Below are 22,134 nucleotides of genomic sequence, written 5' to 3'. Positions count from 1 at the left end.
GCAAGCAAAAAAAATCAAAGCCACAATGCAGTCAGTGGGTTGCACCCTGATGACCGGCACAAGACCTGACTAGTTAGCGCGCAGTTTGGCAACAAAGGGGCGGATAAATACGGTCAACACGCCCAGCATCAAGCCCAGCAGCACGCCAGACATCACAATCAGCGAACGTTTGGGCTTCGATTTCTGATCGGGCGCAGTTGCCACATCCAGCACTTGGATCATGGAACTGTCACGCCCCTCTTCTACGCGGGCAAACTCGTACTGTTTAGCCATCAGCTCCAGCAAGGCCTCGTTATACTTGACTTCTCGAACAGCACGGATATAGGCAAGACCATCTTGCGGAAGACTTTTGGCTCCCACCGATAAACTCCCCTCACCCCCACTATCATCCAATGCGGCCAACTGCCTCTTCATGGCTGCCAGCATTTCCTGAGCGCGAACAAAATCAGGGTTTTTTTCTGTGGCAAAACTGCGCATGGCAACAATTTCAACTTCTTTTGCAGCTATTTTAGCTTTTAGCTCGGTCACTGTTTTCAGAACCATGCCGACTTGGCCTTCCGGCAATACCAGACCGGTTTTCTTTTGCAGTGACTCAAGACCTAACTCCGCCTTAGCCAGGTTCTGTTTGACTTCCTGCAGCTGCTTCTCGAAAAACATGCGCCGTTTAGCCGCATCGGTTACTGCCAGATTCTGATTAAGCCGCTTGAGCTCCACCACATAGGCATTGGCCAATCGGGCAGCGAATTGCGGGTCATGATCATCAACATTAATTTCGATGAGACCAGATTTGGCCGAGGTAATCACTACCACCGCATCGAGCGCTTTGCGTGCCAGAGATAGTTTCTCCTCCTCGTAACGCGCCTTCAAGTCAAATTGGGCAATCAACCTGTCCGATACGGTTTGACTTTTCATCATCGCCACGTACAGATCATTCGGATTTTTCAAAGCACCACCCGCAGCGACACCAGCCATCGCACCCAAAGAACCCAAAGCAGCCGAAAGACCACTAGCTTGCTGCTGCGGCGGCAGAATACTGGCAGATGCAGTGTATACCGGACGGATAGACAAACTGATCGCCAAGGCAATGGCACCACCTGCAACCACAGCAGACAGAACAATGGCTCTACCTTGCCAGAGCTGTGCCACCAGCATTTTTAGGTCAATCTCGTTATCCAGATCTTTTACATTGTCTTGATTATTATTCATGGCAATCCAGTCATTTAACTTGCACAGTTACACGCATCAGTCTTTAAGTACTTTCAGACCCGCCGCACCCAGACCAAACTGGTACAGGATAGTGGTCCATTCTTTCAGACTCTGCGTGGTACTGATGCCACGCTCGATTGCTTCCGGCACGATGATGCTATCCCCAGGAAAGACCTTGTAGCCATTAACAGAACTGAACCAGCCCAGGCCAGCCCGACTGATGGCCGTACCATCAGCCCTCAAGACATACACTTCATCGGTGTCTGCATTACGCCCCGCACCACCGGCCAGCTGGACATAATCGCTGACACGACGGTTCTCCTTGAACATGAAAGCAGTCGCATTGTTGACCGCACCGAAGACATTAATCGTACCGGGCTGGCGCGGCACGTAAACCGCGTCACCGTTTTCCAGCGGCAAATCAGGCACATCTTTCAGTTTGAGCTTGTAACTATTGAACTCCAGCGCCACACGACCTATAGCCTGCACTTTACGCATGCTTTGCGCACGCTTGCGATTACGATCCAGCTCTGCCTGGATCGCCATGGCATTATCGCCAACCGAGGTTGCGGCCAACTTGGCCGCCGCAGCTGCCTCGGACTCTTTCTCGAAACGCTCTACTGCCTCGGATAAGGCTTTTTGCTGCTGTTCGCGGATACTGGGGCGGGTAAATATCATCCCGTACAGGTAGGCATCGTCACTCACCCCACCTATGCGCGACAACAACTCACGCAAGGTTTCGCCCTTGCTCAGCTTATAAACACCCGGGTTGATTACTTCACCATCAACCTTCACATAGTGCTGGCTGGCATTCGCCCGCAATGCTATGGCATCAACGCTGGAAAGCCGGTAAACCCCACCCTGTTTCAGTGGCAACTTGGCTGTAGACTGCAGCAAGCCAGATAAACCAACATATTCCGGCACATTTTCCAGTGGTTTGAGCCAGCCCTTCTCGACAACATCCAGCTGCAAACGACTGCTCTCTGCGACAGGCTGAACACCACCGGCACGACGAATCAGGCTACTTACCGTCTCATTAGGTAACACTTCGTAGATAGCCGGCTGTTTCACAAGCCCGGCAATGGCAACAAGGTTGCCCATGGCGGGGATATGGATGATGTCACCATCTTGCAAGGCAATATCACCTGCTTTGCTGCCCTCGGCAATGAACGCATAGAGATCGAAGGTGGCAACCGTTTTACCACCACGCTTGATCTCTACCCGCCGCATCGATCCCTCTGGCGCAGGGCCGCCCACGGCAAACAATGCATTGACTACACTGCTGAGTGAACTTAGCTGATAGCTACCCGGCTGACGGGCAAATCCCGTTACAAAAACCTGAATCGCGCGCGTCTGCGCCAGGGAAACACTCAGTTCGAAATTCGTGAAGATCTTGCTGATGGATTTTTTCAGATAGCCTTGCAGATCTTTGAATTTAACCCCCGCAACACTCACATTGCCGACTCTGGGAATATAAATGGCACCAGACCTGTCTACCTTGCTAAGCAAATCGATATCCACCATGCCCCAACCACGAATCTGCAGCTCGTCCCCGGCGCCAATAACATAATCATCGGGCACATTCATGTTTTGCAAGGGGGCAAAGGTGGATGGTGCCTGGCTAAAATAGGCAGCACCAAACAAGGACAACTGGTCACCCGTACTATCAGCCACGTAGCGCGAAAATTCTGGCAACACGGCAGCAACAGCCCCGGGGGCAACTACCTGGGTGACAGTCATGCCATCACGCTTGCCCGATGGGCTAGCCAGCAACGGCGAGCCCAGCGCGCTGCCTCTTTGTGCAATATCTACATCATCAGCTGCCTGGACGGTAGCCACCAGACTCATCAAGCCAAGCAAGCAAATCTTCTTGTTCATCGTGTCCTACCAGTTTTGTTTTATAAGGCCGCGGCCCACATGATCAATATTGATGCGTCAAATTCAATGATACTGCCTTGCCTGCCATCGATACAGATGGCATCACCAAGGTATTGCGCTGGCCCTTCCACAAGGTGTAGCCAGTACCGTAGCCCAGCAAGCCACCAGCGACCACGTCAGAAAGCCAGTGCTTGCCCTTGGCAACCCGGCCTGCCGACGCCATACCCCCCGCAACGTACAACCAAGGTAGCTGATACTCCTCCGCAAATGGCGTGATGGCCGCCATGGTCACCGCAGCATGATTCGACGGGAAACTGCGATTGCCACTACGCGACTGCTGCCACACCTGGGTTGCAGACTCTTCCGGGCGGGCGCGATTAAGCAGCCGCTTACCCAGCAAGGATGTACCACCGGCCAGCGCAGCGGATTGTAAGCTGATGATACCGGTATTGACCAGCACAGGGTCATCCGCCAGAGTCATGGCTGCGCCCGCTGCACCCACAGCCAGCAAAGGTGCGGCCCGACCAGCCTTATCCCAGGCCTTTACCACCGCATTATCGCCATGCTTGGAAAGCTGCTTGTAGATGGCCTTGTCACGGGTAGTGGCTACCGCGACGGCAGAAACGCCCAACGCCGCGGCCATTGCTGCGTTATCAACATCTGGCAATGCACCCAGGCTATCCCCCAGCCTGATACGCACACCCGACGCGCTAGGCCACCATGCCGGGTCTGGCAGATCCCCCGTAGGCAACTCATCATCGCGCTCACCCAGACGACCCAAGGCATCGCCCACGGCCAACTGCCTTTCCGCATCCTCCATTTCACGCACCAGATTATGCGGCACTTCCACCTGCTGACCAACGTCACGCGTCCACGGCGAGATAGACATATTCACGGTTGACTGCGTATCCATGGCCAGCATGCTGTTTAGCGGAATACTCATGAACAGCCCTTTATCGTGATAAGGACTGCTCGGCGACCCTGGCGAAGTGATATCTTTGCCATCGGTATAGGTATACCAGGCACCCGCTTCGATACCACTATTAAATCGGCGCTTCACCTCCATGCGCACGCCACTATCCTTGGCCAGAAACCGGCCCGCACGCCCGGTCAAGGTTATGCCGGCTGGCAGTTTGTAGTGCAATGAAGCCAAGGCTGTGACCGTTTTGTAGTCTTTACGCCCAAACCAGCCTTGATAGTCACGCTGCTGAACTGCCTCAGCCGTTAACTCCCCTATCCAGCGCGAAGCAGGCGGAAAGTAAACCAGCTGCCCCGCCACCCCGCCAAACATTTCCTCGAACATACCGGCAGATACTTTGCCGTAGAGGCGCTGGGCAGGCTGAAACAGATGGGTATACGTCAGCTGCCCCAAGCGCAATGGATTACCTTTTTTGTACTCGGCAATATCGGTACGGACATGAGGCAACAAGCTGTTCGACGGGTTATCCAGCTTGCTGACGTTCTCGAACAATTTGTACGTAACCGCACCATCCAGATAGTTACGAGGGCTGATCCGCCACTGGCCACTGGCTTGCGCATTGACCTCATAACGCAATGCCCCGGAGGGGTCGTTGAAGTGCATTACCAGTTTGGGCGCAAGACTGAAGCGGTTGAGCTGCTTATCCTGCCCTTTGAGCTGAATGCTTTGTCCGTCTTCGTTGGCAATCAGGTCCAGATCAACGCCCTTATCCAGCTCGGCAGACAAGGCATCAAAATCTTCACGTTCTTTGTCGGGGTCCGCATAGCTGACAAGCGCCACCTCCCGCAGCTGCGCTCGGGTGGCCTGGCCATTCAGGTAAGCAGTCAGTACTGGCAGATTGAAAAACTCGTAATCCGCCACGGCCAGATCACGGCGATTCACGCGTACTTTGATAACACGGGTTTCCAGCGGGGCAAAATACAGTGCTGTACGCACAGCTCGACCGACTGCACGGCCCATATCACTAATACGGGTATTGGTAAAATCTAGGTGCAACACCCCGTTCTGGTAAGCCAGCGAAACCGCACGGTAGTCTTGCTTGTGTAGCGCGTCCAGCAAGCCTAGACGATGCTGTGGATCACTCTGCCAAGCTTGCGCGTCTGGTCGAGTACGAATGACCTGATAAGCGGCAGGCTCATAAATTTTGGGTACGAACTCGCGTTCGCCAAAAGGAACACTGACAAAAGTATTGATGCTGCTGTGGGTACGGCTTCTTACCAGCTCCGCCCCGAGCCAGCCCCAGCGATAACTCACGCCCAACACCGGGCCATTCTGACGCTTGCCCGCAAAAGTCTGGTTAGCGCGAAAATCCTTCTGGTAGTTATTGGCATCGTATTCGGCCAACAGCGCCCAGCCTCCATCACCGTAGGGTAGCAACCAGCGCACCCCGCCAAAAATACCGTCAATACGGCCTGAGCCATAACCCAAGGTGGTATCCAAGCGGCCAAACTGCTTACTGGCTGCAATATATTGCCCGGCAAAAAGACCTGTCCCGAGCAAATCGGTTTTACCCACCGCAATGCTTGGGGCAAAAGGCCCCTCTTCCAACAAGCGCAGCTTTAAATCAATAACCTTGTCTTTATAACTACCATAACTCTGCTGATACTTGCCGTTAAAACCCGGCGTGCCCCGGATGCCGACAAAACGCCCATTCATCTGCAAGTAGGGCAAAAATGTTAGATTGGTCCACAGCGTGCTATACGGACTGTCGTAGCTATAACCAAGACCATACTGACCATCTGCCTCCACTCTCGCATCGGGCATATTCATCAGGCCAGACTGGCCGGTAAGGGAAGGTACAGCCACCGCATAAAAAGGCAGGCATAGCAAAGACAAGGCAATCGGGGTCAGGCGCATGGGATGTCCGGAAGTAAGGCAAAAAAAAGCTACCCGAGCCAGGCAAGGGTAGCTTTCGACCAAGCAAATGCTTAGTGGTGGGTAGTGGTAGAGTTGCTGCTAGAAGCAGCAACAGCAGCCGCCACACCTGCACCGATCGCAGCGATAGCACCAACAGAGAGACCTGCGGTAGCAGCACCTAGACCTGCAGCAGCACCCGCGGCACCTGCACCTGCAGCAGCACCGGCGGCACTAGCGCCTGCACCAGCAGCGCCAGAACCTGCAGCACCTGCACCTGCACCTGCACCAGCACTACCAGTTGTACCTGTAGCAGTAGCGCCAGCAGTCTGAGCAAAAGTTGGCATCGCAGCCGCTGCCAGGATCATTGCAGCAATAAGGCTTTTCTTCATAAGACACTCCGGAAAAAAAAAGCAAAGGATTGGAAACCAACCCTTTGCATTATAGGCGTGAAGCACTGACGAAGTCAGCTGTCATCCTGCGAAGTTTTTATGAATATGCGCGTTATGCCATCAACTGTTTGACAACATCCACATAACCCTGCATGGCCTGCTCGGCGTTCTGGCCTTGCAGTTTGCCCCATGCGTCGTACTTGGCGCGATTGATGAAATCCATCATCCCCGGGCGCTCGCCCTGTACATCACCTTCGGTAGCTTGTTTGAACAGTGCATACAGCTGCAGCAGAGTCTGGTTGTCCGGGCGCTCGGCCAGGCTGGTGACATCTTTCTGTGCTTGCTCGAACAGGGCTTTCAAATCGGACATATTGGTTTCCTTCTCTATTCTGGGTGATGCGCCTGGCGCCCACCGGTTCGTGTGTTGTTAGCCGCCATAGATACTGGCTGTTGCAAATTTACCATGAAACGATCGTTTCACAAGTCCTCAGCCTGAAGCACTATGCGTTTCAGGCTGTTTACCGCCACACCATTCTTTTCGGCCGGGGCAAACTGCGCCGCCAGGAAACGCTGCTTTACCTGGGAGGCAAAATGTTCATCCAACCCACCAGGCAGCACTACCCGCTGCACAACACCCTGATAGTCAATATAAACGTCCAATACCGTATCCGGCGGCAATGCATCTTCCAGTTCAGGCAACACAATGGGCTGCAGTGGCTCGGCCAGCTTATCCAGCTCGCTGGCCGTGTAATAGCGGGCCTGCGCCAAAGCACGGGCCGGTACCACATCGCTCGCCATCTCAGGGTTGGCCGCAAGGGGCGATACCGCTACCGGGGCTGCCACAGCTGCTGCGGTTGGCGCGGCGGGTGTTGCCGCCTGCGCCACTTCGGGCGCAGCTTGCAGCCGCACGGTCAGCCCCACCTGCCCCTGCCTGGCTGGCGGCAGACCATCCAGTAGCAAATACCCCGCCAGATGCAGTGCCACCGCCAGCAAGGCGCTGGCCAAGAGCCGCTCCCCCTGGCTATGCGGCAGAAAGTGCATGGCTTATTTGGCTGCCAGGTTTTCCTCGATGGCCGCCAGCGGGATAGCGCCAGGCACCAGCGTGCCATTCGGGAAGATCAATGCCGGGGTGCCGGTAATGCCCAGTTTTTCACCCAGCGCGGCAATCTCGGCCAGCGGGGTGGCGCAATTGTCTTTACCGGCCAGCTTGGCACCGCTACGCATAAAGGCTGTCCAGCTTTGTGCCGGGTCTTTGCTGCACCAGATCTGGCGCGATTTGCGTTCGGCATCCGGGTGCAACTGCGCCAGCGGGTACAGGAAGGTATAAACCGTGACGTTATCCAGCTTGGCCAGCGATTCACGCTCCAGCTGTTTGCAGTACGGGCAATCCGGGTCGGAGAACACCACCAGCTTGCGCTCGCCCTTGCCGCGCACTTCCTTGATAGCCTTGTCCAGCGGCAGCGCTTTCCAGTCCACTACCACTTTATTCAGCTCGTCCAGACGGGCCTCGGTTACGCTGCGGCGGGTCTTGGTGTCGATAAGGTCGCCGGTAATCAGGTGATCCACCTTGCCATCCACGTACACCACGGTGAATTCTTCGCGCCCGCCACGCTTCATTTTCACAACCACCTCGTACAAGCCGTTGACCGGTGCTGCTTGTACGGTGCTGACTTCATGCTGCGGAAACTTGGTCTTGAATACAGCCTTGACCGTATCGGCACTTTCTTCGGCGGCAGAGGCGCTGCAAGCCATTAGCGGCAACATCAGGGTGGCCAGGGCAAACTGGCGAAGGCGGAATGACATGGTAGTCCTTTGAAAACAGTTAAAAGCCCACGGCGTGGCGGGCGAGCTGGCGCTTGATCAGCGGCAGACGGTTAGTCAGGTTCAAGCCGGTATTGCGCAGCCAGGCCAGGCCAGGTGTCTGTTTGGCATGAAACAGGCCAAACAGGGCATCGCAGGTAAGTTGCATGGTTCGGACAGCTTCTTTACGGCTTCGTTCATAGCGGCGCAATGTCAGCCATTGCCCGCAATCGCCCTGGCCGGCCAGCGCAGCGGCCAACCTGGCGGCATCCTGGAAGCCCAGGTTCACGCCCTGCCCCGCTAGCGGATGCACCGTGTGCGCTGCATCGCCCACCAGTGCCACGCGCTCGGCAATCACCTGCTCGGGGGTAATCAGGCGCAAGGGGAAAGCAGCCGCCGGCGTGAGCACATCCAGGCGCCCCAGCGCATGGCCGCCCGCGTCGGCCACCACCTCGGCCAGACGCTCGGCAGACAGCGCCAGCAGCGGCTCGGGCTGGCTGGTAGACCACACCATGCTGATGCGGTTGCCGGGCATGGGCAGCCAGGCCAGGATGCCATCGCCCAGGAACCACTGCCGTGCGATATCGCCATGCGGCTTTTCGCAGGCGAAATTGGCCACTACGCCGCTGTGGCCATAGGGCTTGATGTTGGCCGCAATGCCACTTTGCTGGCGCACCCAGGAGTTCGCCCCGTCAGCCCCGACAAGCAGCTGCGCCTGCAGCTTGCGGCCATCGTCCAGCACCAGGCCGGCGTGCTGCGGCGCTTGCCACAGCGCCTGCGGGCGCTGGCCGCGAATCACCGTGACCCCGCTGGCGTGCTGCAGCTGCTGCCAGATGGCAGCCAGCAACCAACGGTTTTCGGCTATCCAGGCCAGTGCTTCGGCGTCGGCGTCGGCAGCAGAAAACGCAATCTGCCCACCCAGGTCGCCACGCACATCCATACTGGCAATGGTGCCTATGCGCGCCATGTCCGGCCAGGCCCCCAGCCCCGCCAGAAAGGCGCGGTTGGCCGGGCTGATGGCGTAGATGCGCGCATCCCAGCCCTCTTCCAGGCCATGCAAGGATTCACCCTGCCCTTCGACCAGGGCCACACGGCGGCCTTGTTTATCCAGCGCCAGCGCCAAGGCGGCGCCTACCAGGCCACCACCCACCACCAGCACATCGTATTGCTCGTTCATCTTCTGCTTTCTGACATGAAGCGGCCAACCTTAACGCAAAACCAGACGTAAGGTTGGCCGCAGCAAAGCCGTATTCTTTTATACACCCACGCCAAACACCAGATGGCTGGCAAAGGCACGGCGTGCCGGTGCCACCGCATCCACCGCAGACATCCCCACCCCGCGCAATGCCTTGACGACCGGGTGATGGCCGTCAAACAGCTGGATCAGGCCATGGGTAAAGCCTACCACGGCGTGGCTATCTACCCGGCGGCTGGCGCTATAACGGCGCAGCACGGCGGCGTCGCCCGGGTCGGCAGCCCCCGCCAGCGCGTCTACCAGGCCTACCGCATCACGCAGGCCCAGGTTAAAGCCCTGCGCGGCGACAGGGTGCATGGTTTGCGCAGCATTGCCAATCATGACCACGCGGCCGGAGCTAACCTTGTTCAGCTGGCGCAGGGCCAGCGGGAACACCGCGCGGGCGCCCACGGCGGTAAATTGCCCCAGGCGCTCGCCAAAGGCTTGCTGCAGCTCGGCCAGCACCACGGCATCGTCGGCATCGCGCAGGCGCGCGGCGTCGGCGTGGCTACGCGTCCACACCAGCATCATGCTGTCGCCGTAAGGCAGCAGGGCAAACGGGCCATCGCTGGCAAAGCGCTCGTAGGCGCGGTGCTGATGCGGCTGGCTGGTTTGCACCTGTGCCAGCACGGCGCTTTGCTGGTAGTCGTGCACGTGGCGGCGGATGCCGGGCAAGCTTTCTGCCAGCGCCCCGCCTTCGGCCAGCACCAGCAGGCGGCTGGTCAGTGTAGCCTGCGTACCATCGGCCTGGCGCAGCGTCACCATGGCGTAGCGCGATAGCGACTTGGCCTGCTCTACCCTGGTTTGCCACAGCACGGTGACGCTGGAGGCGGCCAGCGCCTGCGCCAGCGCAGCCGTCAGCACCGGGTAATCGATGACGGCGCCCAGATGCGGCAGGCCCAGGTCGGTATGTTGCAGCACGGTGCGGCCAAAGCCGCCCTGCTGCGACACATGTACCGTATCGATGACGGTGGCCGGCAGGCTGTCCGGCCAGGCACCGGCCAGCGCCAGCTGCTCGCGGCTATACCACGATAGCGCCAGCGCACGGGCATCGCGCACCGGCTCGTTCTCGGCGCGCGCTTCGATCAGTACCACCTGGCGGCCGGCTTGGGCCAGCCGCAATGCGGCCAGCGCACCTACCGGGCCACCGCCCACAATCACCACATCACTATGCTGAGGTATGTTCTGCATGCTTTATTGCCGCCTGAGCGGCCTCCACATTGGGGCAGGCATCAGGCCTGCATCAGGGCTTCGATATCGTCGATACGTTTTGGTGCCGCGTCGGTATACACATAGTGGCCAGTGGCGGTGACCTGCACATTGTCCTCGATACGGATACCGATATGGTGGTACGCCGCCGGCACGCTATCGTCCGGGCGGATATACAAGCCCGGCTCGATGGTGGTGCACATGCCAGGCTCGAAACTGCGCCACTGGCCGCCAGGTTTGCGCAAGCCTACGTCGTGCACGTCCAGGCCAATGAAATGGCCGATGCCGTGCATGTAGAAACGGCGGTATTCGCCAGATTCGATTACACCATCCACTGTGCCCTGCAGCAGCTTGTAATCCAGCATGCCCTGTACCAGCACGCGCAAGGCAGCGTCGGCCGGCACGTTCAATGCCACGCCGGGGGCGATGGTATCGATAGCGGCCAGCTCGGCAGCCAGCACCACTTCGTACAGGTCGCGCTGCGGGCCGCTAAAGCGCCCGTTTACCGGAAAGGTGCGCGTGATGTCGCCGGCGTAGCCGCGAAACTCGCAGCCAGCGTCGATCAGCAGCAAATCGCCATCATTCAGGCGCGCATTGTTGGCCGCATAGTGCAAGGTGCAGGCGTTGGCACCCCCGGCGACAATGCTCTCGTAAGCCGGGTAACGCGCACCATGGCGGATAAAGTGGTGCAGCAGCTCGGCTTCCACCTCGTATTCGTACATGCCGGGGCGGGTGGCACGCATGGCACGCACATGCGCCTCGGCCGAGATCTGCCCGGCGTGGTGCAGCACAGCCAGCTCGCGCTCGTCCTTGCGCAGCCGCATCTCGTCGATCAGCGGCAGCAGGTCACCGTACTGCGCCGGTGCATCCACCCCCACACGCGCTCGGCTGCGTACGCTGGCCAGCCAGCCGGCCACGCGGGTATCGATCTGCCCATTACCCACCGGCCAGTACAGTGCCGGTACGTTTTCCAGCAAGGCCGGCAGGCGGGTATCCAGCTCGCTGATGCTGTAGGCCTCGTCAAAACCGAATGCCTCGGCGGCCGCGGCCGGGCCGTAACGGAAGCCATCCCAGATCTCCATATCCAGGTTTTTATCGCGGCAGAACAGCATGCTCTTGCCACGGCGGCCGTCCAGCACCAGTACGGCCTCGGGCTCGTCAAAGGCGGTAAGGTACAGAAAGTGGCTATCGGCTCGGTAGGGGTAATGCGCGTCGGCATTGCGGATGACCATGGGCGCGGTAGGCAGCACGGCAATGGCATCGCCCAGGCTGGCCAGCAGCTGCTGGCGGCGGTGTTGCAGGCTAAGTGGCATGGTGTTCATACCCGGCAAGAGAAAACGGCGCCCAGTTTACACCCGCGCACGCCACAGGGCGATGCCATGCGCGGCCAACATGACGCCGGTCAAGGCACCCACCATGTCGGCCACCGCATCCATCACTTCGGCGCTACGCGTTTCGGTAAGCAGCGCCTGCCCCAGCTCGGACCCCACCGCCCACAGCAGGCAGGCCCCCAGCACTGCGGGCATGAGCTGGCGTAATGGCTGGCTGCGCCATAAAGCCGGCGCGGTCAACAGCACAGCCCAGGCGGCAAACAGGGCAAAATGCCCCAGCTTGTCAAAATACGGTATGCCCGACGGCTGCCCGGCCGGCATCAGCCACAGGCAGTACACCATCACGCCCCACCACAGCAAGGCCGGCACGTACCACACCAGCCGACTGATCAAAACCTGCATAAGCACCCCACTTCATAAGCAAAAACCCCGGCCAGGCCGGGGTTGTGATGCATGAAACCCGCTAAGGCTTAATAGTAACCGACGCTTGCCATGCGATCGCGCGGCAGGATAGTCAGCTCTACCGGGTAGATATCCGAGCTACCGGCATCCATAACCCGCACCTGCAGCTTGACCGCGGTGTTCAGATCGGTCGGGAAGCTGCCCGCCAGGGTCTGGTCACTGCTATTGACCAGCAACCAGCTTGGCAGCTCGCTACCGTCAGCCATGCGCACCGACTCGATGGTGGCGTTACCCACCAGGTCGCGGAAGGCAGCGACAAAGTCGCGCCCCGGCTGCACCGGCAGCACCAGCGGCATGCTGGACTGGATCACCGGGCCGTTGGCCGATACTGTCGGGCTGGCCAGCGACGGGCGGCTCAGCACGCTAGCGTAAACCGACGCCGGCTGCTGCACCGGTACTTCCAGCACACGGTTGCGCGTAGCGCCACCGGACAGCGCCACACCCACGCCAGCATCGGCGGCTTCGGTAGCCCCGCCGTTCAGGCGCGAATACTGCTCGGTAAAGCCGATCACGGCGGTGGTCAGGTAGCCGTTACCCTGCTCGGCCACCTGGAACTCGTTGTAGCGGTCGTAGTGGGTAGCCAGGCGGCGGAAGGTGTAGTTCAGGCCATTTGGCAGCAGCAGCGGGTTGTCGTCGTAGGCCAGCCAGCGGCCATTGCTGGCCTGCAGCGCATTGCCACCGGCGTTGTTCAGCAGGCGCTTGCCCGCCACCAGCACCAGGGCGTTATTGCCGCTACCGGCCGCGCTGACAGTCTTGTCCAGCGTGACATTCCCTTTGGCGCGTACCCACAGCGTACCGCCAGCCTGAATGCCCTGACTGCCATTGACCGTACCCACGGTCAGATCGCCTGCGTCCTGGTAGCGCAGCTGGCCACCGGTACGCGCGGCCAGGATACCCGCCAGGTTATTGCTGCCTTCCAGGCGGGCGTTACCGCCAGCCTTCAGTTCGGTGCGGCTGGCAGACAGGCTGCCACCGCCTTGCTGCAGCAGGTCGCGGCCAACGTCAAAACCCAGCGTACCGGCTACCAGGCTACCGCCTTGTTGCAGGTCACGCCCGGCTTTGGCGGTGAGCGCCGCGTCGGCACGCACGCTGCCGGATTGCTGCAGGATGTCCTGCGCCGCGTCCAGCAGCACGGTATCGGCACGTACATTGGCCGCCAGTTGCAGCTGGCCATTGGCACCACCTGCCGCCAGGGTAGCGGTACGGCCCGCGGCGTTCACGTCGCCGTTCAGCGCAATGGCACCGTTGGTGCTTCGCACGGTCAGGTCGCCGCCTTTGGCTGTCAGGCCCGCATTGATGCGGATGGCACCGGTGCCACCCAGCAGTTCCAGCGCACCGCCATTCGCCTGCATGGCTTGCGCCACGTCGATGTCGCCACCGTCCACGGTCAGTTGCTGCGACGTGCCAGTTGTCACGCCACTCAGGCTGCCCACTGTGCCGACACGCAGGGTATCGGTGTCACGCAGCTGCAGGCTGCCATTGCTGATGCTGGCGGCCAGGGTGCCGATATTGTTGGCCTGCTGCAGGCTGCTATTGTTCACCGCTGTCAGTGCCAGCTCGCCCGCCTCGATGCGGCCAACCCCGGCCTGGGTGGCTGCGCCACCGGCTGTCAGCGTAGCGCGGCCATTGCCGGCCAGCAGGCTACCTGCGTTCTGGGTCAGGTCGCGCCCGGCATTCAGCGTGGCGTTGCCGCCTGCAGTTTGCAGGTTGGCGTTCAGCGTGATGTCGCGCCCGGCGGTAAGCTGGGCCGGGCTGGCGCTAGTGGAAGCCAGCGCGTTGACTTTTACATCGCGGCCAGCTTGCAGCTGCAGGTTGGCCGCACCGGCGGCCACCGTGGCATTCAGCACGGCGTCTTGTACCGCCGTCAGCGCCACTTTGCCGCCCTGGCTGGCAATGGCTTGCGCCACGGTGATGTCACCGGCCTGGTTGCGCAGGGTGATGTCGCCTTTGTTGCTAGCCACACCGGCTACCAGCGGCTGGCCTTCGTAGGCAGCCACGCTGCCCACCGTCAGGCCGTCTGCATCTAGGTAGCTCAGGGCTTTGCCGTTACCGCTGAGGCTGGCAGCCAGGATATCCACGTTGTTACCCGCGTTATCCAGTGTTACCTGCCCGGCACTGATGATCTTCAGCGCACCGGTACCACCGCCGCTGGCTTTCAGCGCGGCACTCTGGCTGATATCGCCGCTGCTGGCCAGCTGGATACGGCCGCCCTGGGCGCTGCCATTGGTGTCGATCTGGCCGTTGAGCAGCAAACCGCCCGTCGGGTTTTTCAGGGTAACGCTGCCACCCTGGCTACCGTTGCTGTTGATGGCGGCGGCCACGGTGATATCAGCGGCACCGCTACCGGTGCGCTCCAGCAGCACATCGCCACCGGCAGCTGTGCCCGAGGTATTGATGCTGGCCTGGGTCAGCAAGGCGCCGTCGCTACGCAAGGTGACCTTGCCGCCGTTACCCGCTGTCGGCTGGGTATCGACGGCCTGGGTCACGGTGAGTGCACCACCGCTCTGGATCACCACGCTGCCCTGCGCGCCACCGGCTACGGTGTGCACGCCGGACACGGCGGCTACCTGGCTGCTAGGCGCGGCCAACGGGCCGGCCAGCGCCGAACCTTTGCCGCCGGCGGTGCCGACGACCAGTGCGGTCTTGTCGGTGTAGTCCACCGTGGCGGGCTTGCCGCTAGCGCTGGTGGCAAACGCGGCGGTCGCCATCTGGTGGCCGCCGTTGCCGCTCGCCAGCAGGCTGATCTTGCCGTTGGTGCTACGCACCGACAGCTCACCGTTGTTATCGCCGGACAGCAAGCCGTTGGCGGTATCGGTAATGTCGCCGTGCGCCTGCAGCTGGATGGCACCATCGTTGCTGCCGCCAATGCCGCGCGTCACGTCGATGGTATTGGCCAGCAGGATATTGCCGTTCTGGTTGCGCAGGGTCACTGTGCCGCCATTGGCATTGCTGCCACCCTGGCTCTTGATGCTCTGGCCCACGGTGATGTCACCATTGACGCCGGCATTGTGCACGTAGATCTCACCGCCCTTGCCTGCCGCCGCACCCGAGGTGTTCAGGCGGCCCTGGCTCAGGTCGATGGCACCGTTGGATTCGATCACCAGCGTGCCGCCAGCGGTGCTGACCGTCTGCACACCCTGGCTGCTGTCGGTTGCACTGAAGGTGCCACCGGTAGACAGCAGGATGTTGCCGCTTTGCGACGTTACATTGGCACCAGACTGCAAGCGCATGGCGGCGCTGGCACGCAGGTCCACGTCGCCACTGCCGCTGGCGGAGACGGTTTTGTCTACCGTCAGCTCGCCGGCGCTGACATCCTGATGGATGGCGCTATTGCCGTTCTTGCTGACCAGGCCGGACAGGTTGGCCGCTGTGCGGGTCAGTGCATTATCGCCTGGCGTCAGGGCGGCCACGCTGCCGATGGTCAGGCTGCCGTTATTCTGGCGCAGCCACTGCTCGCTACCGCTCTCTACCGCCAGGGTAGCGACGGTACTGGTTTCGATGCGCTGGCCATTGGCACCAACGCTACCGGCCGCCGAGATCAGTACATTGCCGCTGGTGCGGATTTCGTCGTTATTGTCGGCGTCTACCCCGTTGGCCAGCACATTGCCGCTGCTGACCAGCTGGATGCGACGGTCGCCGCTAGCACCACTGCTCTCTACGCCTGCCGTGCTGTCGAACACGATATTTTTGTTCACGCCACCGGTACGCAGGTCGACGCTGCCACCCTGCGTGGCCACGATGTCTTGGTTGATGGCGAGCTGGCCGTCGGCCACGTTCAGGGCGATATTGCCTGCCGCACGCACGCCGGACTGGTCGCTTGCCGCACCGCCAAAGCTGCTGCCGTTGTAGGCAGCCTTGCTGACGGCATCCACTTTCACATCACCGCTGCCGCTCTGGCGGGTTTTGTGCAGCCAGGCATCGCCGCCTGCGCTGGCCGCCAGCTTGTCGGCGTCGGCCACTTCGATACGCTTGCCGTCGGCGCCGATGGTGCGGCCCGCTTGCAGCAGCACATTACCGGTGGTTTGCAGCTCGTTGACCTGGTTGTTATCCGTGGTGGTCACGATGTCGCGCGCTGCGACCAGTTGCACCGTGCCGCTACCGGACTTGGCCTGGCCGTTATTGAACACGATATCGCTACCCGCGCTGCCTGCGCGCAGGTCTACCGAGCCCGCCCCGCCTGCCGCTACGGCTTTTTCCAGCGTCAGCGTGCCGTTGCCGGTGGCAATGGCGATATGGCCGCTGCTGGCTGTGGTCACGCCGTGCAACGGGTTTACCGTGTCGTTGGCGGTGACGCTGCCCACGGTCAACGCGCCGCTGTTGAAGTACGTCAGGCTCTGGTCCGCGCCGGTAATGACGGCGGCCAGGGTGCCGATATTGTGCACGCCGGTACCCGTGGACGGGTTGGTCAGCTGGGTGGTGTCACGCGCCAGAATCTGCAGCTGGTCGGCACTCAGGCTGACATTGGCTGTTTCGGTAATTTTGCCTTTGTAGGCCTGTAGGGCAATGTTCTTGCCACTGCCGCCGGCGCTGACAGACTGGGTCAGGTTCAGGTCGCCGCCGGTAGCGCTAGCATCTTCTGCCACCGTTACCTGCACGCTGCCGTTATTAGTGACGATGCCGTTTACCGGCACGCTGGCCGCATCGGCTACCGTACCCACTTCCAGCGTATCGATATCACGGTAGCTGAATGCACCCACACCGCTGACCGAACCGGCCACGGTTTGCACATTGCTCAGCTTGCTGGACAAGTTCACGCCGGTTACCGACTGCGCCAGCAGCGCCTTGGCGGTGAGCTTGCCCGCGCCGCTGACGGCCGCTTTCTTGGAAGACAGGCGCACGACGCCATCGCTGCCGCCGGTGGTGACATCTGCCGTCATCAGCAGGTCACCAGTGGTGCTGGCGCCGTCTGCTGCGGCCACCAGGTTGATATCGCCACCGTTGGTTTGCAGGCCACTGCGGCCATCCACGGTTGCAATCTCGATGCCGTCCTTGTCTTTCAGCTTCAGCGTCTTGCCCGCGCCATCCAGGCGGGCGGCCAGTTTGCCGATTTCGTTGGTGGTGCGCTCCAGCGTGACATCGCCGGTATCACTGGCCACGTTCAGGCCTCCGGCCTTGATATCCTGCGTTTGCGTCAGGTTACGCACCGCACCGTTGCCGGCCGCCAGCGTCAGGCGCACCTCGCCCGGCGCAGTGATACCGGTCTGGGCATCCAGGTCGCCCACTACCAGGCTGCGGGTATTGGTCAGGCGCACGCCCTGGCCATTGCCGCTGATGCTGGCGGTAACTTCATCTACCGCGTTGCCGCTGTCCAGGGTGGAGGTATTCACCGCCACCAGTTTCAGCTCGTTGGCGGTGATGATGCCGCTGGCTGTGGTTTCGTTGATGGCACCCTTACCGGAAGCCAGACGCACGTCGGCCGTACCGGCATTCACTTGCTGGGCCAGCTGCAGATCGCCGGTGGTGGAGGTAGCATCAGCCGATGCTTCCAGCGTGATGTTAGCGTTATTGGTCTGTACGCCGTTGCTGCCGTCTACGGTACCCACCTGCAGCGCGTTCTTGTCTTTCACGCTCAAGGTTTTGTTGCTGGCCTGCAGGGTAGCTGCCAGCGTACCGATGTCGTTGGTGGTGTCGTTCAGCACGACCTGGCCGGTGGCCAGAGTGAGCTTGAGGTTGGCTGTCGTCACCCGGCCCTGGCCTGCGGTGGCCGACTGGGTCAAATCGCCCGCCGTCAGGTTCAGGCGGGTCATGTCGTTGACGGTCACGCCATCGCGCTGCTGGGTGGTACCGGCAGTCACCACGGCGCTGCTGTCTGCGCTCAGCGGGGTAACCGCCACGCGATCCAGCAGCAAGGACTTGCCATTGGTGAACTTCAGGTCGGCACCGCTACCGCTGACGTTGGCCGCCAGTACGTTGATCTGGTTGGTGTTATCCAGCGTCACGTTATCCTGGCTGGCTAACGCCAGCTTGTTGGCGGTAATGATGGCACCGGATTGCTCGGCAATACCCCCCGCCTGGGTGGTCAGCGCCGCGGTAGCCGTGCCCACGTTCACGCTGCGATCCAGCGTGAGGTCGCCATTGCTCAGTGTGATATTGACCGCGTCGTCGCTGGTAACAATGCCGTCGCTGCTGGTGGTGGTCTGCGTATTGGTTTGCAGGTTGGCCGCCAGCGGGTCATTGGTGCGCACATAGCTACCCTGGCCGATCAGCAGCGATTTGGCGTTGGTGTAGTCCAGGCGGTCGCCCAGGTTGGCCGTGAGGGTATCCACCAGGTTGGCGCCGCCCAGCACCACATCACCGCTGCCGTTCAGCAGCAGTTTGTTGGTATTGATCACGCCATTGCCGGTAGCCCCGCCTGCCACGTCCAGCACCAGCTGGCGGCTTTGTGCCGCGTCGCTGGCCTTGACGGTAAGCGCCGCGTTGATCAGCACCTTGCCGCCCGCGCCGCCCATCACCAGCGCGGTGTTGTCGCGCAGGGTGGTAGCGCTGCTCACGGTCAAGCTACCGGTGGCGTCGGTACGGCCCAGGGTAATGCCCGGGTTGGCCGCATCGCCACTGCCAAAGCCTGGGCGGAAAATGGCTTTGCTGCTGCCATTGAACCAGTCGTTGCCCAGGTAGAGTTTATCTACCGCGCCGGCGCTGCTGATATCGATGTTGCGGCCGGTGCTGAGCGGGCGCACACGCAGCTCGCCCGCACTGGCCACATTCAGGTGGTAGTCCGAGCTGTTCACAAACTGCATGCTGTCGGCTTCTACCGTAATCACCCCGGTAGATGCACCATAGCCGGTTTCAACCGATGAGCTGCCCAGGTACATGGTCTGGCCTTTGGCGTAAATGCCAAAGCTGTTCTCGCCGCCGGTGGCGCTGGTCTTGCCGCCCGACGTGCCGGACAGCGTGATATCACCGCTCTTGGACAGGATGCTGGTTTCGGTATCTTCGATGCGGATACCGTGGTTCTCGGTGAGGAAGGCGTGGCTGCCGCCACCGCCCTTGCCGGTAATCTGGATATCGCCGCTATCGGTCTTGATCAGCGCTTTGGACGAGATGATCACGCCGTCGTAGCGTGTACCACCGGTAGGCGTGGTGGTCAGGCTGCTGGCGTCGCCCTCGATGGTGAGCTTGCCGCTGGTGGTTTGCAGCGTCACGCGCGAGGCGCCGTCTTCACCGATGATCACGCCGTCCTTGTTGCCGGAGCCAGCCTGGTTGGCCACTTTACCGCTGATGCTCAGGTTGCCCGCGCCGGTATTGACCTGCGTGGCCGCACCGGTGATTTTCACCCCGGCGCCTGCGCTACTGCTGGTAGGCGCCTCACCGCTGATTTGCAGGTTGCCGCCGTTGGTATTGATGGTGCTATTACTCAGGCGCACGCCGTCGGTCACACCGTCGGCATCGCCACCGTAACCGGTAGCAAAACCGCCATTCTTACCGATAAACAGGTCACCACCACGCGTAATGAGCTTGGCGTTATCCAGCAGCACGCCACCCGCGGTGGCACCCGTGTCGGCAAACGCATTCAGGCTCAGGTTTTTGACATCAATCTCGGTGTTTTTCAGCTTGATGGAGCGCGCCGAATTGATGGTAAGCCCGTAGGTCTGGCCTTTGATATTGAAGGTTTGCTGACGGTAGTCGGTGTAGCCGGTCGCCACGCCCGGAATGGTACCGCCGCCTACATTGATGACGGTATCGGTATTCAGGGTCAGCGTGGTGGTGATGCCGGCAATATTGGACGCGGTCAGCACGTCACCACTGGAGCTCAGCAGGTTGATGGTGCCAGCCTTCAGCGCGATATCGGTATCGCCCGCCAGCGTCAGGCTGCGCAGCGCCTCGTTGCCACTGCCACCGACACGGTCGCTGGCCTGGCCACCCAGAACGATGTTGCCGGCAACGCTACCGGTGCTGTCCAGCGACAGCGCCTGCGGCGACAGCGGAACCACATCCGGCGTGGCCGACGTAATGCTACCGTTAAAAATGATGTCACCGCCGGCACCGGTGTAGTTGGCACCGCTTTGCGCGCCCTGCGCATTCAGCGCCACGCTGTAAGCCTGTGCGGCCAACTTCACGTCTTTATTGAAGGTGATGTTGCCCGAGGCCGCACTGCTGGTCTGGGTAATCTTGGTGGAAATCGGCGTGCCATGCGCCAGCACGGCTTGCTTGTGGAAGGTGACATTGCCGCCGTTGGTGTTAACGGTACCCTTCAGCGTGGCGGTACCACCGGTTTTGCTGGCGGTACCAAAGTCCACATTCAGCTTGCCCACGGTAGATGAAATATCGGCACCGGTATCCAGCAGGATATCCCCGCCGGCACTCAGACCCAGCGAGGCGTCGCCGCCAGCGGTTTTGGAAATGTCGCTCTGGATGGTGATCTTGTTGTCGGCCTGCAGCTCTACGCTGCTGCCGGCATTCAGAGAGGCCTCGATACTGCTGGCCAGCACATTGTTCACGGCACCAGACTGGCCGTTGGCGGTAGCCCATGCCGTACCGGTGGAGCCGCCCACCACGGTGAGGTCGGTGGGGTCCAGCAGCCAGCGCCCGCCCTGGCCGCCTGCCGACGCCACATTCACGCTGCCGGACACGCCCAGTACGCCACGGCTGGAGGTTTCTACCTGGCCGCCGCTGCCCTGGCCCGCGCCTTTGGCTTCGATACTGCCTTGCAGACGGGTCGCATCTGCCGACCACGCCACCACGGTACCGCCGTTGCCGGCTTCGGTAGCACTGGCCGCCACGCTGGCGCCCTGGCCAATGGTGACACTGCCTGCTTCAGCAATAGCCGGGTCTTTACCCTGCCAGCCGCCACCCAGATACACCTGGCCGCCGCCCTGTGCACCCGATGCATTCACCGCACCGGCCACCTGCAGCTCGCCCGCGGTAGCCACAATGCGGCCACCCTGGCCGCTGGTGGCCTGGGCGCTGGTCTCGCCTGCCAGCACCACTTTACCGGCACCGCCGTCGATCCAGATTTCGCCTTGTTTCTGGTTCAGCGTATCTGCGCGTACGATGCCGGTCTGGTTAATGGCCACCGAAGCCAGCGGGCCGGCTTGTTTGGCGGTGAGCAGCACATGGCCACCGTCGGCCACCAACGCGCCGGCATTATTGATGCTGGCCTGCGCGGCGGCGGTTTCCACTTTCACCTTCAGCAAGCCGGTCTGGCCTACCGTTACGCTAATGTCGCGGCCTGCGGCCAACGCTACCGTGCCGTTTTTGGCGGTAATGGTGCCGCTATTGTCTACCTGGGCACCCGCCAGCAGCACGTAGCCACCGTCGGCTGCATTGATGCTGCCGGCGTTACGCACCGCCTGGCTGGCACCGCTGAGCTTGAACTTGCCGGACAGGAAATCTTCGTTGCTGATGGACTGCGACGAGGCCATCAGGGCGCCCACGTTGATCTGGGCAGTCGGCCCGAACAGGATGCCGTTCGGGTTGATCAGCATCACCTGGCCGTTGGCACGCATCTGGCCAAAGATCTGCGACGGGTCGGCGCCAATCACGCGGTTCAGTATCAGTGCGCTGGCATTAGGCTGCACAAAGTTCACGGCGGCCTGCTGGCCGATATTGAAGCTCTGCCAGTTGGTAATCATCTGCTGGCTGTTTTGCAGCACATTCAGGGTATTGCCCGCCTGCTGCAGGGCACCCTGGCCGGCCACAATCTGGCCGCCGGTAGGCAGTGCATTGCCAGCCAGCTGCGCCAGTGCCGGGTTGAAGGCCATGGCCACCAACAGTGGCAGGGTACGGATGGCCAGATTGGCGATATCGTGCGAGTGGTTTGCTTTCATTATGTTTTCCGTTCTGCAGCCA

General features: G+C 60.9%; 12 protein-coding genes. All 12 read right to left on the bottom strand.

The window, feature by feature from the left end; genetic code table 11:
• Positions 1-69: 69 nt before the first annotated feature.
• Positions 70-1,206, bottom strand: a complete 1,137-nt coding sequence (locus tag LCH97_RS01845; protein ID WP_227303105.1) for a Wzz/FepE/Etk N-terminal domain-containing protein — start codon at positions 1,204-1,206, stop codon at positions 70-72.
• A 36-nt stretch (positions 1,207-1,242) separates the two neighbouring features.
• The gene (locus LCH97_RS01840; RefSeq protein ID WP_227303104.1) at positions 1,243-3,084 is read right to left on the bottom strand and encodes an SLBB domain-containing protein; all 1,842 of its coding nucleotides are present in this window, start codon (positions 3,082-3,084) and stop codon (positions 1,243-1,245) included.
• Positions 3,085-3,127: 43 nt separating this feature from the next.
• Positions 3,128-5,920, bottom strand: coding sequence for a YjbH domain-containing protein (locus LCH97_RS01835; protein WP_227303103.1), 2,793 nt, complete (start codon positions 5,918-5,920; stop codon positions 3,128-3,130).
• 178 nt (positions 5,921-6,098) lie between these two features.
• Positions 6,099-6,254, bottom strand: a complete 156-nt coding sequence (locus LCH97_RS01830; RefSeq protein ID WP_227303102.1) for a hypothetical protein — start codon at positions 6,252-6,254, stop codon at positions 6,099-6,101.
• A gap of 167 nt (positions 6,255-6,421) precedes the next feature.
• Positions 6,422-6,679, bottom strand: coding sequence for an acyl-CoA-binding protein (locus tag LCH97_RS01825; protein WP_017508078.1), 258 nt, complete (start codon positions 6,677-6,679; stop codon positions 6,422-6,424).
• Between the two features lie 107 nt (positions 6,680-6,786).
• On the bottom strand, positions 6,787-7,350 hold the full coding sequence (locus LCH97_RS01820; protein WP_227303101.1) for a hypothetical protein: 564 nt from the start codon (positions 7,348-7,350) through the stop codon (positions 6,787-6,789).
• A 3-nt stretch (positions 7,351-7,353) separates the two neighbouring features.
• A complete protein-coding gene (locus LCH97_RS01815; RefSeq protein ID WP_227303100.1) occupies positions 7,354-8,112 on the bottom strand; it encodes a DsbC family protein in 759 nt (252 codons plus the stop codon).
• A 19-nt stretch (positions 8,113-8,131) separates the two neighbouring features.
• Entirely contained in the window at positions 8,132-9,286 is a 1,155-nt protein-coding gene (locus tag LCH97_RS01810; RefSeq protein ID WP_227303099.1) for a UbiH/UbiF family hydroxylase, read from the bottom strand.
• A 78-nt stretch (positions 9,287-9,364) separates the two neighbouring features.
• Positions 9,365-10,534: an FAD-dependent oxidoreductase gene (locus tag LCH97_RS01805; RefSeq protein WP_227303098.1), complete on the bottom strand. Its 1,170-nt coding sequence runs from the start codon at positions 10,532-10,534 to the stop codon at positions 9,365-9,367.
• Positions 10,535-10,575: 41 nt separating this feature from the next.
• A complete protein-coding gene (pepP, locus tag LCH97_RS01800) occupies positions 10,576-11,865 on the bottom strand; it encodes a Xaa-Pro aminopeptidase (RefSeq protein WP_227303097.1) in 1,290 nt (429 codons plus the stop codon).
• Between the two features lie 36 nt (positions 11,866-11,901).
• Complete coding sequence (locus LCH97_RS01795; protein ID WP_227303096.1) at positions 11,902-12,285, bottom strand: VanZ family protein; 384 nt, start codon at positions 12,283-12,285, stop codon at positions 11,902-11,904.
• 68 nt (positions 12,286-12,353) lie between these two features.
• Positions 12,354-22,112, bottom strand: a complete 9,759-nt coding sequence (locus tag LCH97_RS01790) for a filamentous hemagglutinin N-terminal domain-containing protein (RefSeq protein ID WP_227303095.1) — start codon at positions 22,110-22,112, stop codon at positions 12,354-12,356.
• Between the last annotated feature and the right edge of the window lie 22 nt (positions 22,113-22,134).

Source organism: Vogesella sp. XCS3 (assembly GCF_020616155.1).
Taxonomy (GTDB): Bacteria; Pseudomonadota; Gammaproteobacteria; order Burkholderiales; family Chromobacteriaceae; genus Vogesella.
This window is presented reverse-complemented; position numbering and strand designations above follow the sequence as displayed.